Origin of the sequence: Streptomyces sp. NBC_01515 (genome assembly GCF_045040345.1) — a bacterium.
In the GTDB taxonomy this organism is placed as follows: Bacteria; Actinomycetota; Actinomycetes; order Streptomycetales; family Streptomycetaceae; genus Streptomyces.
This window is the reverse complement of sequence record NZ_CP109416.1, coordinates 2,860,476-2,876,611: the sequence shown is the minus strand read 5'-3', so window position 1 is coordinate 2,876,611 and position 16,136 is coordinate 2,860,476. Positions and strand designations below refer to the sequence as shown.

The 16,136-nt window shown below is 71.6% G+C and carries 15 protein-coding genes; 6 read left to right on the top strand and 9 right to left on the bottom strand.

Features of this window, described 5'->3' with window-relative positions; all coding sequences use genetic code 11:
- Nucleotides 1–78: 78 nt before the first annotated feature.
- Nucleotides 79–2,319, bottom strand: coding sequence for a helix-hairpin-helix domain-containing protein (locus tag OG407_RS12670; protein ID WP_405857739.1), 2,241 nt, complete (start codon nucleotides 2,317–2,319; stop codon nucleotides 79–81).
- Nucleotides 2,316–3,299, bottom strand: a complete 984-nt coding sequence (locus OG407_RS12665; RefSeq protein ID WP_405857737.1) for an aldo/keto reductase — start codon at nucleotides 3,297–3,299, stop codon at nucleotides 2,316–2,318. The genes OG407_RS12670 and OG407_RS12665 overlap by 4 nt, the downstream gene beginning before the upstream one ends.
- Nucleotides 3,300–3,485: 186 nt before the next feature.
- Here OG407_RS12665 and OG407_RS12660 point away from each other — a divergent pair, with 186 nt between their 5' ends.
- Nucleotides 3,486–4,541, top strand: a complete 1,056-nt coding sequence (locus tag OG407_RS12660; RefSeq protein WP_405857735.1) for an LLM class F420-dependent oxidoreductase — start codon at nucleotides 3,486–3,488, stop codon at nucleotides 4,539–4,541.
- Nucleotides 4,542–4,777: 236 nt separating this feature from the next.
- Complete coding sequence (locus OG407_RS12655; protein ID WP_405857733.1) at nucleotides 4,778–5,566, top strand: ferritin-like domain-containing protein; 789 nt, start codon at nucleotides 4,778–4,780, stop codon at nucleotides 5,564–5,566.
- Nucleotides 5,567–5,569: 3 nt separating this feature from the next.
- Here OG407_RS12655 and corA read toward each other — a convergent pair whose 3' ends face one another.
- Nucleotides 5,570–6,568 carry a magnesium/cobalt transporter CorA gene (corA, locus tag OG407_RS12650; RefSeq protein ID WP_403590207.1) on the bottom strand — a complete coding sequence of 333 codons (999 nt, stop codon included), beginning with the start codon at nucleotides 6,566–6,568 and terminating at the stop codon, nucleotides 5,570–5,572.
- Nucleotides 6,569–6,630: 62 nt separating this feature from the next.
- Here corA and OG407_RS12645 point away from each other — a divergent pair, with 62 nt between their 5' ends.
- The 4 genes from OG407_RS12645 (at nucleotide 6,631) to mshC (ending at nucleotide 10,089) form a co-directional block, all read left to right on the top strand.
- Nucleotides 6,631–7,317 (top strand): histidine phosphatase family protein, encoded by a 687-nt coding sequence (locus OG407_RS12645; protein ID WP_405857731.1) that lies wholly within the window; start codon nucleotides 6,631–6,633, stop codon nucleotides 7,315–7,317.
- A 75-nt stretch (nucleotides 7,318–7,392) separates the two neighbouring features.
- Complete coding sequence (locus tag OG407_RS12640) at nucleotides 7,393–7,983, top strand: DUF3090 domain-containing protein (RefSeq protein ID WP_327405249.1); 591 nt, start codon at nucleotides 7,393–7,395, stop codon at nucleotides 7,981–7,983.
- Nucleotides 7,947–8,765, top strand: a complete 819-nt coding sequence (locus OG407_RS12635) for an SCO1664 family protein (RefSeq protein ID WP_405857729.1) — start codon at nucleotides 7,947–7,949, stop codon at nucleotides 8,763–8,765. The genes OG407_RS12640 and OG407_RS12635 overlap by 37 nt, the downstream gene beginning before the upstream one ends.
- A 94-nt stretch (nucleotides 8,766–8,859) precedes the next feature.
- Nucleotides 8,860–10,089 carry a cysteine--1-D-myo-inosityl 2-amino-2-deoxy-alpha-D-glucopyranoside ligase gene (gene mshC / locus OG407_RS12630; RefSeq protein ID WP_405857727.1) on the top strand — a complete coding sequence of 410 codons (1,230 nt, stop codon included), beginning with the start codon at nucleotides 8,860–8,862 and terminating at the stop codon, nucleotides 10,087–10,089.
- A gap of 78 nt (nucleotides 10,090–10,167) precedes the next feature.
- Here mshC and OG407_RS12625 read toward each other — a convergent pair whose 3' ends face one another.
- The 6 genes from OG407_RS12625 to OG407_RS12600 all read right to left on the bottom strand — a co-directional run bounded on the left by OG407_RS12625 (nucleotide 10,168) and on the right by OG407_RS12600 (nucleotide 16,135).
- The gene (locus tag OG407_RS12625) at nucleotides 10,168–11,166 is read right to left on the bottom strand and encodes a PAC2 family protein (protein ID WP_405857725.1); all 999 of its coding nucleotides are present in this window, start codon (nucleotides 11,164–11,166) and stop codon (nucleotides 10,168–10,170) included.
- 198 nt (nucleotides 11,167–11,364) lie between these two features.
- Entirely contained in the window at nucleotides 11,365–12,036 is a 672-nt protein-coding gene (locus OG407_RS12620) for a FadR/GntR family transcriptional regulator (protein ID WP_033283704.1), read from the bottom strand.
- A gap of 85 nt (nucleotides 12,037–12,121) precedes the next feature.
- Complete coding sequence (locus tag OG407_RS12615) at nucleotides 12,122–13,417, bottom strand: amidohydrolase (protein WP_405868375.1); 1,296 nt, start codon at nucleotides 13,415–13,417, stop codon at nucleotides 12,122–12,124.
- Between the two features lie 5 nt (nucleotides 13,418–13,422).
- Nucleotides 13,423–14,181, bottom strand: coding sequence for a nucleoside phosphorylase (locus OG407_RS12610; protein WP_405857723.1), 759 nt, complete (start codon nucleotides 14,179–14,181; stop codon nucleotides 13,423–13,425).
- Nucleotides 14,178–15,050 carry an ABC transporter permease gene (locus OG407_RS12605; RefSeq protein ID WP_405857721.1) on the bottom strand — a complete coding sequence of 291 codons (873 nt, stop codon included), beginning with the start codon at nucleotides 15,048–15,050 and terminating at the stop codon, nucleotides 14,178–14,180. Before OG407_RS12605 ends, OG407_RS12610 begins: the two co-directional genes overlap by 4 nt.
- Nucleotides 15,050–16,135, bottom strand: coding sequence for an ABC transporter permease (locus tag OG407_RS12600; RefSeq protein WP_405857719.1), 1,086 nt, complete (start codon nucleotides 16,133–16,135; stop codon nucleotides 15,050–15,052). The genes OG407_RS12605 and OG407_RS12600 overlap by 1 nt, the downstream gene beginning before the upstream one ends.
- Nucleotide 16,136 lies beyond the last annotated feature (1 nt).

The window sequence follows — 16,136 nt, the reverse complement described above, 5'->3', positions numbered from 1 at the left end:
GCGACAAAGACGGCGGCGGTCGCCGGGGGACTGACTCCCTCGGTGACCGCCGCCGTCCGTCGTCCGTGCCGTCCGGGCTCAGACCCCCGCCGGGACCTGCGGTCGCAGCAGCACCGGCAACCGGGTCGTACGCGGCTTGGCCGGGACCTCGGCGACGGCCCGGGGCAGCGCCTGGTCCACGCCGTGCACCACGGACAGATGCCGGTCCGCCCGGCTGAACGCCGTGTACACCCACGGCCGGCTGAGCGCCTGCGCCGCGTCCCCGGGCAGCACCACGACCACCGCGGGCCACCGCACCCCCACGGCCTGGTGCGCGGTCAGCGCCCACCCGTGCCGCACGGACTGCTCGACCCGCTCCTTCGGTACGACGACGGGGCCGCCGGCGCACGCCAGGTGCAGCCCCTCGGCGTCGGCGTTCACCACCCGGCCGGGAACCGTACGGCCCGGGGTGGGGGAGTACGCGATCCGGTCGCCGGGGTCGAAGCCGCCGAAGCGGCCGGGGCCGGGGTTGAGCCGCTCCTTCAGCGCCACGTTCAGGGCACGGGTGCCGGCCGCGCCGCCGTGGCCCGGCGTGATCACCACGGTCTGCTCGGCCGGGACGCCGATCACCCGAGGCACCGAGTCGGCGACGAGCTGCACGGTGCGGTGCACGGCCTCACCGGCGTCCCGCACCGGCACGATCACAACTTCCTTGCCGGGGGCCTCCACCTGGTTCAGTTCACCGATACCGATGCCCGAGACCAGCTCGCCCACGGGACCGAGATCAGGCCGCCGCGACACGACCTGGGGGCAGGCCTTCGACGCGAGCAGATCGGCGAACACCCGCCCGGGCCCGGCCGACCACAACACCCCGGGATCCCCGGCCAGCACCAACCGGGCCCCGTCCGGCAACGACTCACTGACCAACGCCGCCGTCTCGACGTCCAGTTGAGGCGCGTCCAGCACGACCAGCAGATCCAGATCGAGAGCACCGTCCGCGTCCCGCCCTGGCCCTTCGGCACCGGACAGGAGCCCGGCGACGGTGGCGGCGCGGGGGCCGTCACCCGGGGTGGGGTTGTCCGACTCCGTGGACCGCGTCAGCAACGCGGCGAACCGCTCCCGCCCCACCGGACTGTGGGTGGCGGCCCAGGCACGCAGCCCGAAACCCGCCGCCGCGCGGAGCAGTGCCGCCGGTTCCTCCAGGGACGCCTCCCCGCCGGTGTGGAGGACCAGGCCGTGGCCCGCGACCGCGCGGATCAGCTCGCCGGTGGAGCCCTTGGCGGTGCCGGCCTGCTCCCAGTCCGCCGCCGAACCGTCCTCCTTCGGCACCGAGTTGATCAGCTTGGCGAGTCCGTCGGCGAGGCTCTCCTCGGCGAGCGCGTACCGCTCCAGGCCGATCAGCACGCGGACCGGACGCTCCTCGGCCTCCTCAGCGTCCTCGTCGGACGCGTCGTCCGTGCGCTGCACCGGGACCGCGGGCTCGTCCAACGCGTCCTGGAAGACCAGCACTTCACCCTCCGCGATGGCGCTCTGCGTCGCCGCGTCCGGGTCGGGCACCCCTTGCTTGGCCAGCGCGGCCGTCAACGCCGATGCCTCCAGGGCCGTATGACCTGCCAGGGCCGCCTGTTCCAGGAGCCAGCCGATGACCGCGCGGCCCCGCCGCTCGTCGTCCGGCGCGCGCTCCGCGCCGAGCAGCGCCCGCGCGAACCCGTCGGCCTGCTCGGGCCGTACCCCCGGGACGCGCAGCAACTGCCAGGGATCCTCGCGGAGTTGGTCGTCCCCGCCCTCACCGAGCGCCGCCGCGACCTGCGCCGCGAGCGTCTCGGGCGCGCCGCCCTCGGCCAGCACACGCCGTACGGACTCGACGGTCTCGGTCGCGGGGGCGCCGGGCTCGGTCGGGACGGGCTGTGGCTGTCGCACCGCTTCGGGGGCGGCCGATCGGCGCGGGGCGGCGGGTTCCGGCTTGGCGAACGGGGTGGTCACGGGCTTCTCGCCGCTCTCCACGGCCCGTACCGCCGCGAGCAGATCGGCGGCCGTGCCGGTGAGCTTGGCCCCGGCCGTGATGGGCCCGGCCTTCTCCGCCTTCCGCCGCTCGATGCGCTCCCGCTCCACCTGCTGCGCCAGCAACTCGGCTGCGGCCTCGGACAGTTCGGGGGCAGCGGCCTTGGCCTCACCGGTGCCGTCGGTGCCTTCCGCGGCCGGGTCCTCCCCGGTGCTCTCGGGAGCCGTGCCTTCGGTGCCCGGGGCCACGTCCGCCCCCGCACCCTCGGCGCCCTCCACGGCGTCCGTGCCCGTGTCCTCGGACGGCGAGGTCTCCGTGGTCTCCGGGTCCGTGCTCACAGCGTGCTCCAGTCGTGATCGGGATAGCGGTGCAGAGGCGCCGACACATCGTCGAGCGCTCGGCAGATCTCGTCAGGAAGACTAAGGGCCTCCACTGACAATGCGGCCGTGAGCTGGTGCGCGTTGCGCGCGCCGACGATCGGGGCGGCCACCCCGGGCCGGTCGCGGACCCAGGCGAGGGCGACCTGGAGGGGCGTCACGGCGAGCCCGTCCGCGGCGATGGTCACCGCGTCCACGATGCGGGCCGCCGTGTCGTCGAGGTACGGCGCGACGAAGGGCGCCATGTGATCCGAGGCGCCGCGCGAGTCGGCCGGGGTCGCGTGCCGGTACTTGCCGGTGAGGACCCCGCGCCCGAGCGGCGAGGAGGGCAGCAGCCCGATGCCCAGGTCGAGCGCGGCCGGCAGCACCTCGCGCTCCACGCCCCGCTGGAGCAGCGAGTACTCCAGCTGCGTGCTCGCCAGCCGCGTCCTCGTGCCCGGCGCCGCCAGCTGCCAGGTCGCCGCCTTGGCCAGCTGCCAGCCGCAGTAGTTCGAGACGCCCGCATAGCGTGCCCGCCCGCTGCTGACCGCCAGGTCGAGGGCCTGGAGGGTCTCCTCCAGCGGCGTGAACGGGTCGAAGCCGTGGATGTGCCACACGTCGACGTAGTCCGTGCCGAGGCGGGCCAGCGAGGCGTCCAGCGCGGCGAGCAGATGACCGCGCGAGCCGTCGAAGCGGCGGTCGGGATCGGGTACGCTCCCCGCCTTCGTCGAGATGACCAGGTCCCGGCGCGGCACGAGCCCTTCTATGAGCTGCCCGAGCAGATACTCGGCCTCCCCGTCGCCGTACACGTCCGCCGTGTCGACGAGGGTGCCGCCGGCCTCCCAGAACGCCTTCAAGAGGTCCGCGGCGTCATGCTCGTCGGTGTCGCGCCCCCACGTGAGGGTGCCGAGTCCGATCCGGGACACACGAAGGCCGGTACGGCCGAGATGCCTCTGCTCCATGAACGCCGAGATTACTGGCCTGAACCTGCGGTGTGGTGGCCTGTGGATAACCGATTTCCACGATGATCCACAGTCGGTCGCACGGCACGCTCCGTGACCATTCACCGGCACCCGTCCTGTCCGCCCGGACCACCGCGCGCTAGGGTCGGCACAACAGCGACGTTACTGATGGGTAAGGGGTCTGCCATGCAGCTCGGGATCAACCTCGGCTACTGGGGTGCCGGAATGGACGGCGACAATCTGGCCGTGGCCCAGGAGGCCGACCGGCTCGGCTACTCGGTGTGCTGGGCCGCCGAGGCCTACGGCTCCGACGCGGCCACGGTGCTCACCTGGGTCGCCGCGCAGACCGAGCGCATCGACGTCGGCTCGGCCATCTTCCAGATCCCGGCCCGCCAGCCCGCCATGACCGCGATGACCGCCGCGACCCTCGACTCCCTCTCCGGCGGTCGCTTCCGCCTCGGCATCGGCGTCTCGGGCCCGCAGGTCTCCGAGGGCTGGTACGGCGTCAAGTTCGACAAGCCGCTGGCACGCACGCGTGAGTACGTCGAGATCGTCCGCAAGGCGATGACCCGCGAGCGCCTGTCCTACGACGGCGAGCACTGGACGCTGCCGCTGCCCGGCGGCCCGGGCAAGCCCCTCAAGCTGACGGTGCACCCGGAGCGCGAGCACATCCCGCTCTACATCGCGGCGATCGGCCCGAAGAACCTGGAGCAGACCGGCGAGATCGCCGACGGCGCGCTGCTGATCTTCCCCTCGGCCGAGCATCTTGAGGACACCGCCATCAGGCACCTGCGGGCCGGGCGCGAGAAGGCAGGCAAGACCCTGGAGGGCTTCGACATCGTCCCGACGATCCCGCTCGCCTTCGGCGAGGACAAGGACGTGGCGACGCTCGCCGACACCTTCCGCCCGTACACCGCGCTGTACGTCGGCGGCATGGGCAGCCGGCAGCAGAACTTCTACAACAAGCTGGCCCAGCGCATGGGCTTCGAGGCGGCCGCCGCCGAGATCCAGGACAAGTACCTGGCCGGCGACAAGGAGGGCGCCGCGGCCGCCATCCCGCACGACCTGATCGACAAGACGACCCTGCTGGGCTCCGTGGACCGCATCGCGGACCGGATGAAGGAGTACGCGGCGGCCGGTGTCACCACCCTGACGCTCTCCCCGGCGGGCTGGACCCTGGAGGAGCGGATCGCCGCGCTCCGCGCCGGAACGGAAGCACTGGAGCGCGCGGGTCTCGCGTGACGCGACTCTGCCGTACGGAAGTTTTCTACGGCCGTGGTGGGGGCTCGGGGGGTCTTCCCCGCCACGGCCGTCACGGGGAACAACGCGCGGCGGCCCGTGCGGTTACGCCCCCGACGGGACATCCGTAGTCCTCCTTTTGGCGGAGTTGTCCGACAGTGCTGTTGCGGCACCTCTGACGTCGCATTTGACTCGTTCTTTGCGGAATGCGGCGGAATCCTGCATGGAGGTGCGTCCAGATGCTGTCGGCCAAGAGTCTGTTCCAGGAGATCCTCGACAACGACGAGTCCTTCCGGCTCTTCTGCTCCATCGCGGCCAGCGGCGAGTCCCAGGGCGGCTGGGAGAACGGGCGCATCGCCGTGCTCGTCCCGCCGACCGAACGCGACCTCGCCCCCAAGATCAGCCGGCACGGCGCCGACGAGGACAAGCACGGGCGCATTTTCAACGCCCTTCTGAAGAAGCGTGGCCTCGAACCCGTCCGGGTGCCCGCCGAGACCGACTACACGATGCTCCTGGAGCGGCACGGCATCGGTCTCGCGCACGAGAAGCTCAAGGGCGAGTCGGCGCTGACCGTCCAGGACGTCGTCACCTACCTCGCGCACAGCCGGGTCACCGAACAGCGCGCCTCCGAGCAGATGGACCTGCTGCGCAGGCACTTCGCCGACCACCCCGACCTCGGCCGCGCGGTACGGATGATCTCGAACGACGAGGACAACCATCTCGCCTACTGCCACGAGGAGTTGCTGCGCTTCGCCGCCGCCGGACACGGCCGCGCCATCCAACGGGCGCTCCGCGCTTGCGCGTTGGCGGAGATCCGGATCTACCGGGACGTCAGCCTCGCCGTGATGACCCACATGGGACGCGTCCTCGGCTGGCCGCGCGCCAAGTCGGCGGCCCTGGCAGCGGGCATCCACGCCGTGTACGCGTACGAACGGCTCGGCGGCTGGCGCCGGATGGTGTCCCTGAGGATGCCGGAACGACGCGACGCCCTCGGCGGACCGGCCACCGCGGCACCCGAGTTCGCATGAGGGTCACAGCCAGCCGCGCCGCTTGAACGTCCGGTACAGCAGCACCTCCAGGGCGGCCATCAGCAGGATCACCGCCGGGTACCCCCACAGCCAGTGCAACTCCGGCATGTGGTCGAAGTTCATGCCGTAGATCCCCGCGATCATCGTGGGGACGGCGGCCATGGCGGCCCAGCCGGAGATCTTCCGCATGTCGTCGTTCTGCCGCACGCTGGTCTGCGCGAGGTGCGCCGACAGGACGTCCGAGACCAGCCGGTCCAGGCCCTCCACGGACTCGTTGACCTTCATCAGGTGGTCGTTCACGTCACGGAAGAACGGCCGCGACCTGTCGTTCACGAACGGCACCCGGTCCCCGGCGAGCCCGACGCCCGCGAGCCGGGCCAGCGGCTGCGCGAGCGGTCCCGTGGCCCGGCGGAACTCCAGGATCTGCCGCTTGAAGGTGTAGATCCGCGACGCTGTGGTCCGCGAGCCGCCGCCGGTCGGCGAGAACACCGCGGCCTCCAGCTCCTCCAGGTCGGTCTGCAACTCGCCCGCCACGTCCACGTAGTGGTCGACCACCGCGTCCGCGATCGAGTACAGCACCGCCGTCGGTCCGTGCCGCAGCATCTCCGGCTCCTCCTCAAGACGGTGCCGTACGGCCGCCAGTGGGGCCTCCATGCCGTGCCGGACGGTCACTACGAAGGAGTCGCCCACGAAGACCATGACCTCGCCGGAGGTGACCACGTCGCTGTCCGCCTCGTAGCCCACCGGTTTGAGGACCACGAACAGCGAGTCGTCGTAGACCTCCAGCTTGGGGCGTTGATGCGCGGTCAGGGCGTCCTCGACGGCCAGCGGGTGCAGGGCGAACTCCTGGGTGACGCGGTCGAACTCCTTCTCCGTGGGCTCGTAGAGGCCGATCCAGACGAAGGCGTCGCCGACGCGACGGCAGTGGTCGAGGCCGTCGGAGAAGTCGCCGGGCCCCTCCGTCCGGCGTCCGTCGCGGTAGATGGCGTAGTCGACGATCACGGTGCGTATTCTCCCGCCGTCCGCCCGAAGCCGCACCCGCGCGTACGCCTACCCTTTACGGCATGCCCACGTTGATCCTTGTCCGGCACGGACGTTCGACCGCCAACACCGGGGGAGTGCTCGCCGGCTGGACGCCCGGTGTCGCCCTCGACGAGCGCGGCAACGCCCAGGCCGCCGCGCTCCCCGGACGGCTCGCCGCGCTCCCGATCGCCGAGGTCGTCGCCAGCCCGCTGCAGCGCTGCCAGGAGACCCTCCAGCCCCTCCTCGACGCCCGCCCCGACCTGCGGTCGCACACCGAGGAGCGGATCGGGGAGTGCCACTACGGCGACTGGTCCGGCCGCAAGCTCGCCGAGCTGAAGGACGAGCCCCTGATGGAGGTCGTCCAGTCGCACCCCTCGGCCGCCGCGTTCCCCGGCGGCGAGTCGATGCGCGCGATGCAGACCCGCGCGGCCGAGGCCGTACGCGAGTGGAACGCGCGCGTGGAGCGCGATCACGGCGCGGACGCCGTCTACCTCATGTGTTCGCACGGCGACATCATCAAGTCCCTTGTCGCGGACGCACTCGGACTTCATCTGGACCTCTTTCAGCGGATCTCTGTAGAACCGTGTTCCATCACCGCGATCCGTTACACCCGTCTCAGGCCCTATCTCGTGCGGCTCGGGGACACCGGTGATCTCGCCTCCCTGGCGCCGCGCGAGGAGCCCCCGGGCGACGAGGCCACGGTCGGGGGCGGCGCGGGCGCACCGTGATCGTCGGCCGCAGTAGGGTGAAGCGGTCGCAGTAGCGCCGCACTTGTCAGCAGTCGATTCCAATGGAGACAGGACGTGTCCCGTCAGGTGTTCCTCTACGACCCGCCGGACCGCTTCGTAGCCGGCACGGTCGGACTGCCCGGGCGCCGTACGTTCTTCCTCCAGGCCGCCACCGGTCCTCGGGTGACCAGCGTGGCCCTGGAGAAGACGCAGGTCGCCGCGCTCGCCGAGCGCATGGACGAGCTTCTGGACGAGGTCGTACGGCGCAGTGGCGGCAGCGCGGCCGTCCCCGCCGTCACCCCCACCGAGATCTCCGACACCCGCCCCCTGGAGACGCCGGTCGAGGAGGAGTTCCGCGTCGGCACCATGGCGCTCGCCTGGGACGGCGAGGAGCAGCGCATGATCGTCGAGGCGCAGGCCCTCGTCGAGCTCGACGCCGACACCGACGAGGACCTCGCCGAGGCCGAGGAGCGCCTCCTCCAGGACGAGGAGAACGGACCCCCGATGCTGCGGGTCCGCCTCACCGGAGCCCAGGCCCGCGCCTTCGCCAAGCGGGCCCTGGACGTCGTCAACGCCGGCCGTCCGCCCTGCCCGCTGTGCAGCCTCCCGCTCGACCCGGAAGGACACGTATGTCCGCGCCAGAACGGATACCGCCGCGGAGCGTGACCACGGCCGAGCTGCTCGCCAAGGGTGAGCTGACAGTACGCGGACGCATCCGCGAGGCCTCGAACGCGGTGCTGTTCTGCTCCGTGACCCACGAGGGCCGCGAGGCGTCCTGCGTCTACAAACCCGTCGCCGGGGAGCGCCCCCTGTGGGACTTCCCCGACGGCAACCTCGCCCGGCGCGAGGTCGCCGCCTACGAGGTCTCCGAGGCGACCGGCTGGGGCCTCGTGCCGACCACCGTGCTGCGCGACGGGCCGCACGGCGAGGGCATGTGCCAGCTGTGGATCGAGACCGCGGCCGAGTCCGAACTGCTCGCCCTGGTCGACGCCGAGGAGCCCGAGCCGGGCTGGAAGGCCATCGGCTTCGCCGAGGTCGGCGGGGGCAGGACGGCCCTCCTGGTGCACGCCGACGACGAGCGGCTGCGGCGCCTCGCCGTCCTGGACGCCGTCATCAACAACGCCGACCGCAAGGGCGGCCATCTGCTGCCCGCCGACGAGGGGCGCCTCTACGGCATCGACCACGGTGTCACCTTCAACGCCGAGAACAAGCTGCGCACCCTCCTGTGGGGCTGGGCGGGCGAGCCGCTCACTCCGGAGGCGGTCGACGTCCTCCAGGCGCTCAGGGAGGCGCTGAGGGACGGTGGCGGGCTCGCCGTGAAGCTCGCCGAGCTGGTCACCGCCGTAGAACTCGATGCCACGCGCGCGCGGGTCGACGCGTTGCTCGCGGGCGGGAAGCATCCCGAGCCGAGTGGGGAGTGGCCGGCGATTCCGTGGCCGCCGGTGTGACTGCATACGAACGGTGAGCGCGCAAGAGCGCCCAACCGGTCGTCCGGCCTGGTCCGGTTCGTAAACGGATCATCCGTCCGGTTACGCTCATGACATGTATGCCTGGCCCGCTTCTGAGGTCCCCGCCCTTCCCGGCAAGGGCCGCGACCTCCGGATCCACGACACCGCGACCGGCGGTCTGGTAACCCCTGACACCGGTCCCGTCGCCCGTATCTACGTCTGCGGCATCACGCCGTACGACGCCACCCACATGGGGCACGCGGCGACCTACAACGCGTTCGACCTCGTGCAGCGCGTGTGGCTCGACACCAAGCGGCAGGTCCACTACGTCCAGAACGTGACCGACGTCGACGACCCGCTCCTGGAGCGCGCCGAGCGCGACGGCGTCGACTGGGTCGCCCTCGCCGAGAAGGAGACCGCGCTCTTCCGCGAGGACATGACCGCCCTGCGCATGCTGCCCCCGAAGCAGTACATCGGCGCGGTCGAGGCGATACCCGGCATCGTGCCGCTCGTCGAGCGCCTCAGGGACGCCGGTGCCGCCTACGAACTCGACGGCGACACCTACTTCTCCGTCGGGTCCGACCCCCACTTCGGCAAGGTCTCGAACCTCGACGCGGCCGCGATGCGGCTGCTGTCCGCCGAGCGCGGCGGCGACCCGGACCGCCCGGGCAAGAAGAACCCGCTCGACCCGATGCTCTGGATGGCCGCCCGCGAGGGCGAACCGAGCTGGGACGGCGGCTCGTTGGGCCGAGGGCGCCCCGGCTGGCACATCGAGTGCGTGGCCATCGCCCTGGACCACCTCGGCATGGGCTTCGACGTGCAGGGCGGCGGCTCCGACCTCGCCTTCCCGCACCACGAGATGGGCGCCTCGCACGCCCAGGTGCTGACCGGCGAGTTCCCCATGGCCAAGGCGTACGTCCACGCCGGCATGGTCGGCCTCCACGGCGAGAAGATGTCGAAGTCCCGGGGCAACCTCGTCTTCGTCTCCGCACTGCGCCGCGAGGGCGTCGACCCGGCCGCCATCCGGCTGGCCCTGCTCGCCCACCACTACCGCTCCGACTGGGAGTGGACCGACCAGGTGCTCGCGGACGCGGTCGCCCGGCTCGGCCGCTGGCGTGCCGCCGTCTCCCGGCCTGACGGACCGTCCGCGCTGAAGCTCGTCGAGGAGATGCGCGAAGCCCTCGCGAACGACCTGGACGCCCCGGCCGCGCTCGCCGCCGTCGACCGCTGGGCGGCGCTCCAGCGGGACCGGGGCGGCAGCGACGAGGGCGCCCCCGGCGTCGTCTCCCGCGCGGTCGACGCCCTGTTGGGCGTGGCCCTCTAGCAACGGCCCACAGAACAGGGGCGGTTCCTCCCACCCGGGAGGAACCGCCCCTGTCTCACATCCTGCCGACCGGTGGACTCACTCCTCGGAGGAGTCCTCGTCGTCCGCGTCGGCCTCCGGTTCCGTGTCCGGCTTCGCCGGTCGCTGCGGCTTCGTACGGCCGCCCGGGTTGTCCCGGAGATACGACGCACTGTCGCTGCCGTCCGCCGTGGCATGGCCCCCGGGCTGCGGGCCGCCGCCGTCCCGTCTGCGCAGATAGCGCTCGAACTCACGCGCGATCGCCTCGCCCGACGCCTCCGGCAGCTCCGCGGTGTCGCGGGCCTCCTCCAGCGTCTGGACGTACTCGGCGACCTCACTGTCCTCGGCGGCCAGCTGGTCCACGCCGACCTGCCAGGCGCGCGCGTCCTCGGGCAGCTCGCCCAGCGGGATGCGGACGTCGATCAGGTCCTCCAGGCGGTTGAGCAGCGCCAGGGTGGCCTTCGGGTTGGGCGGCTGCGACACGTAGTGCGGCACCGCCGCCCACAGCGACACGGCCGGTACGCCCGCGTGCGTGCACGCCTCCTGGAGGATGCCGACGATCCCGGTGGGACCCTCGTACTTGGTCTCCTCCAGGTCCATCCGCTGCGCCAGGTCCGAGTCCGACGTGGTGCCACTGATCGGCACCGGACGCGTGTGCGGGGTGTCACCGAGCAGCGCGCCCAGGATCACCACCAGCTCCACGCCCAACTCGTGCGCGAAGCCCAGCAGTTCGTTGCAGAACGAGCGCCAGCGCATCGACGGTTCGATACCCCGGACGAGGACGAGATCGCGCGGCTTCTCGCCGCCGACCCGGACCACCGACAGGCGGGTCGTGGGCCATGTGATCTTTCGCACCCCGGCGTCCATCCACACCGTGGGCCGGTTGACCTGGAAGTCGTAGTAGTCCTCGGCATCCAGTGCCGCGAACACCTCGCCCTTCCACTCCCTGTCCAAGTGCGCGACCGCGGTGGAAGCGGCGTCGCCGGCGTCGTTCCAGCCCTCGAACGCGGCCACCATCACTGGGTCGATCAGCTCGGGAACCCCCTCCAGCTCGATCACCCAGCGCCTCCTTCCGATCTGCCCTCGCGTACGTCCCAACCTTACGGCGTCCGACGGGGGCGCCCGCAGCCCCCTTGCACGGGGGAGTGAACCCATGCCTGCCCCGTCCGGGACGGTCGGACACACAAGATCGCCATCCTGTGCGGACCCGTCCCGGCCGGTCACTCCTCCGATGGATCATCGGCGCGCGTCACTCGATCACAGGGTCGAACGCAGCCACTGCTCCACGCTCGCGATGTGCACCGTCGCCCAGGACCGCGCCGCCTCCGCGTCCCGGTCCCGCAGCGCGCCCAGGATCGCCCGGTGCTCGTGCAGGGTCCGGCTGACCGCGTCCTCCTGCGTCAGACCGCGCCAGATCCGGGCCCGCGTGGTCGGCCCGGACAGACCGTCCAGGAGCGAGCAGAGCACCGAGTTGCCGGAACTCTGCACGATGCCCCGGTGGAACTCCAGGTCGCACGCGACCAGTTCCTCCACCGAGGGAGCACCGCCCAGCGCGTCCAACTGCGCGGAGAGCGCGTCCAGTTGCTGCTCGCTGATCCGCAGCGCCGCCATCCCCGTGGCCGCCGGCTCCAGAATCCGCCGCACGGCCAGGAATTCGAGGACCGTGTCGTCCCGGTGGAAGTCGACGACGAAACTCAGCGCCTCCAGCAGGAGTTGGGGATCGAGACTCGTGACGTACGTGCCGTCGCCCTGCCGCACGTCCAGGATGCGGATCAGTGACAGGGCGCGCACGGCCTCCCGCAGGGAGTTGCGGGACAGGCCCAGTTCGGCCGCGAGTTCGCTCTCCTTGGGCAGCCGGTCCCCGGGACGCAGCGCGCCGGAGACGATCATTCCCTTGATTTTCTCGATCGCCTCATCGGTGACTGCCATGGCCGGCCTTCCTGTTGCTCAGACGTCCGATGTATCAGGTGCATTATGCGGGTTCAGCAGGCTGAACGGGAGGGAAATCCACAGCTCAGGCAAGTGCTTCGAGCTCCGCGAGCACGGCTTCCTCGTCCAGCGTGCCCAGTGTCCGGTTCCGCATCAGCACCCGGCCGTCCACGACCGTGTCCCGTACGTCCGCCCCGTGCGCGGCGTACGCGAGCGTCGACCACGGGTCGTGCAGCGGTCGCAGATGCGGCGCGTTCAGATCGAGCACGACGAGATCGGCCCGCTTCCCGGCCTCCAGCGAGCCCAGGTGATCACCCAGGCCCAGCGCCCGCGCACCCTCGATCGTCGCCATCCGTACGGCCTGTTCGGCGCCGACCGCCGTGGGGTCGCCGCCCGCCTTGTGGACGAGAGCCGCCTGCCGTACGGCACCCAGCACGTCCAGCGTGTTGGAGCTGACGGCACCGTCCGTACCCAGTCCGACGGTGACGCCCGCGCTCAACAGCCGCGGCACCGGCGCGATTCCACAGCCCAACTTCAGGTTCGACACCGGACAGTGGGCGACCGACGTGCCCGTGCGGGCCAGCGCCGCGATCTCCGGGCCGGTCAGGTCCACGGCGTGTGCGAGCAGCAGATCGGGACCGAGCAGCCCGAGCGAGTCGAGCAACTCCACAGGCCGTTTGCCGTACTTGACCTCTACGGTGGCGACCTCGGTCGGGTTCTCCGCCGCGTGGATGTGCAGCAAGGCCCCGAACTCCCGTGCCAGGGAGGCGATTTCGACGAGCTGGTCGGGGGCGAGGGTGTAGGTCGAGTGCGCGAACAGGATCGGCCGCAGGCCGGGGCGTGCGGGGCCCCGGGCCGCCAAGTCCCTTCGCGCCCAGTCCAGTCGGTCCTCGTAGGCGATACCGTCCGGCGGCTCCGGTACGTCCATGAAGGTGGGCCCGGTGTGCAGCCGCCAGCCCGCCTCCCGTGCCGCCTGCTCGGCCGCCTCGTGGAACCAGTACATGTCGAGCGCCGAGGTCACCCCGGCCCGCACGCTCTCCGCCACCGCGAGCCGCACCGCCGCCGCCACGTTCTTCGGCGTCAGCAGCTCGGCCTCCCACTTCAACACCCGCTCCAGGAAGCCCTGGAGAGTCACGTCGTCGGCGCGACCGCGCAGCAGCGTCATCGCGAGATGCGTGTGCGTGTTGATCAGCCCGGGCAGGACGAGACAGCCCGACGCGTCAATGGACTCCGTCGCCGTGAACCGAGTTGTCAGCTCCTCGGCCGGCCCTACGGCGACGATCTCGCCCTCGTGGACGGCAACTGCCCCGTCCCGTACGACCGTTCCGGCCTCGTCGACGGTCAGGACGTCACCGCCGTGCACCAACAGGTCGATGTTCAGGGTGCTCATACCGTGAACTCCTCGGCCTCCGCGAGCAGTCGGAGCGCCTCCAGCGAGACGATCGCGCCGCGCTCGACACCGGCCGCGACGACCTCCCGGTGCGGGTCGTACCCGCCGGTGGCGTCCTCGTCGACGAGTTCATCGGCGTTGGCGCCGTCGATGACCAGCACGCCGCCCGCGATCAGCCCGCGCAGCGACGCCGTCACCAGCAGGGCCGACAGCTCCATCTCGATCGCCGCGAGCCCGGCGCCGTCGTAGGAGAAGAGGGGGAGGAGGCCGGGCTGGAAGGCCGCGCGGGTCCAGACGATGCCGCGGTGGTGCGGGGCGCCGGCCTCGCGGGCCGCGCGCTGGAGGGCGAGGACGGCCTCGGGGGCGGAGACCGCCGGGTACTCCGGGGGCAGCAACTGCTGGGTGACGCCGTCGTCCCGTACCGCCGCCTCCGCGATGACGAGGTCGCCGTCGCCGATGCCGGGCTTCATCGCGCCCGCCGTGCCGAAGCGCAGGAAGGTGCGGACCCCCGCGTCCGCCAGTTCCTGGAACAGCAGGATCGCGCCCGGTCCGCCCACCCCGTGCGAGGCGACGGTGACCGGCAGGCCCTTCCAACTCCCGCTGAACACACGGTATTCGCGGTGGTACGACACCTCCTCGGCACCGTCGAGCAGCGCGGCCACGGCGGCGGCGCGCGCCGGGTCGCCGACGACGACCGCGTGCGCCGGAAGTCCGGTGCGCGGTATGCGGGTGATGGGCAACAGGTCCTGCGTCATGTGGTGGCTCCGGAAGGGGAGTTGGCGGTACGGCGACGGCGGCGGGCCGTCGAGAGGAAGAGGGCGACGAGCGTCACGACGTAGGGCGCGGCGTCGGTGGCCTGTTGGGGCAGGCCGACGCCCTGGAGACGGAAGCCGGCGGCCTCGGCGAGACCGAAGAGCAGCGCGGCGAGCAGCACGCCGACGGGTGCCGCGCGGCCGAGCATGACCGCGACGACCGCGATCCAGCCCCGGCCCGCCGTCATGTTCTCGGAGAACAACGTGACGTTGCCGAGCGCGAGTTGGGCCCCCGCGAGCCCGCACAGGACGCCCGAGATCAGCACCGCCGCGTACTTGTACTTCGCCGGGCTCACCCCGAGCGTGGCCGCCGCGTCCGGTGCCTCGCCGACCCCGCGCAGCCGCAGCCCCCACACATGCCGGGACAGCATCACCGCGGCCACCGCGACCGCGACGAACGCCAGATACGCGAGCGGGGTGAAGCCACCGACCAACGGCAGCCCGGCGAGTGACGGATCGTCGAAAGTGCCCTGCACACCGAAGACCGTACGCAGCAGGAAGCTGGTCAGGCCAACTGCCAGGAGATTCATGGCGATTCCGAGAACGACCGCGTCCCCGCGCAGAGTTACCGCACCCACGGCGAGGATCAACGAGTACGCGGCTGCCGCGAGGGCGGCGGCGAGGACGCCGAGCCAGGCGCTGCCCGTGAACCAGCTCGTGGCCACCGACGTGAAGCAGCCCATCAGCATCATGCCTTCGAGGCCGATGTTGAAGACGCCCGCACGCTCGCACAGGGCACCGCCGAGCGCGGCCAGCAGGATCGGGGTCAGCGCGCGCAGCGCCGACATCAGCAGATCGGAGTCGAAGAACATCACGCGGCCCCGATTTTCTGAGAGGTTTCCGGAGAGGCTTCCTGAGCACGTCTCCTGAACCACCCGCTGGGGAAGCGCAGTCGGGCCGCCAGGAACACGATCACGATGGCCTGGAGCACCTGCGTCAGCTCGCGCGGCACCTCGGTCGTCCGCTCCATCGCCAGCCCGCCGACCGCGAGGACGGCGAAGAAGAAGGAGGCGACGACCGTGCCGAGCGGGGCCGCCGCGGCGAGCAGGGCGGCCGTAAGTCCCGTCCAGGTGTAGCCGGGTGCGGTCAGCGAGCCGTCGACGAAGCGGTACGGGAAGCTCAACACCCCTATGGCGCCCACGAGTCCGGCCAGCGCACCTGACACGGACATCAACTTGAGGGTCAGGCCCCGGCGTTCGACGCCCGCGTAGGCGGCGAAGCGGGAGTTGAGACCGGTCATCCGGATCTCGTAGCCGAACGCCGTGCGCCGGTCGGTGAACCAGTAGGCGGCTGCCGCGAGGACCACCAGGACGAGCCCGATGGTGACCGTCGAGTCGCCGAACGCGGGCAGTGCCACCCCGTCCGGCATCGTGCGGGTCTGGGGGAGGCTGGAGCCGGGCTCCTTGAGCGGGTAGCGCGCGAGGTAGGAGGCGAGGGAGACCGCCGGGTAGCTCAGCAACAGGCTGCTGACCAGGAGCGGAACGCCGAGGCTGTTCTCGCACAGAGCGGCCAGGGCAGCGTAGGCGGCGCCTGCCGCCATGCCTGCGAGCAGTGCCAGGGCGACTGTGAGCGGTGCGGGCAGCGGCGAGTAGAGGCCGGTCACGGCCGCCGTGATGCCGCCGAGGACCAACTGTCCGTCGCCGCCGAGGTTGATCAGCCCGGCGCGCAGCGGGATCGCCAGCGCGAGCGCCATGCCGAGCACGCTGGTGCCGGTACTCAGCGTGGAACCGATGCCGTCCGCGCCGAGCGAGCCGCTGAGGACGGCGCCGTACGCCGTGAACGGGTCCGCGCCGGTGCCGACGAGGAACAGCGCGCCGATGACCAGGCCCGCGAGCACGGAGAAGGTGATGGGGGAGCGCAACACCCCTGATATGCGCGGTATGTGAGTGTGCGTCATG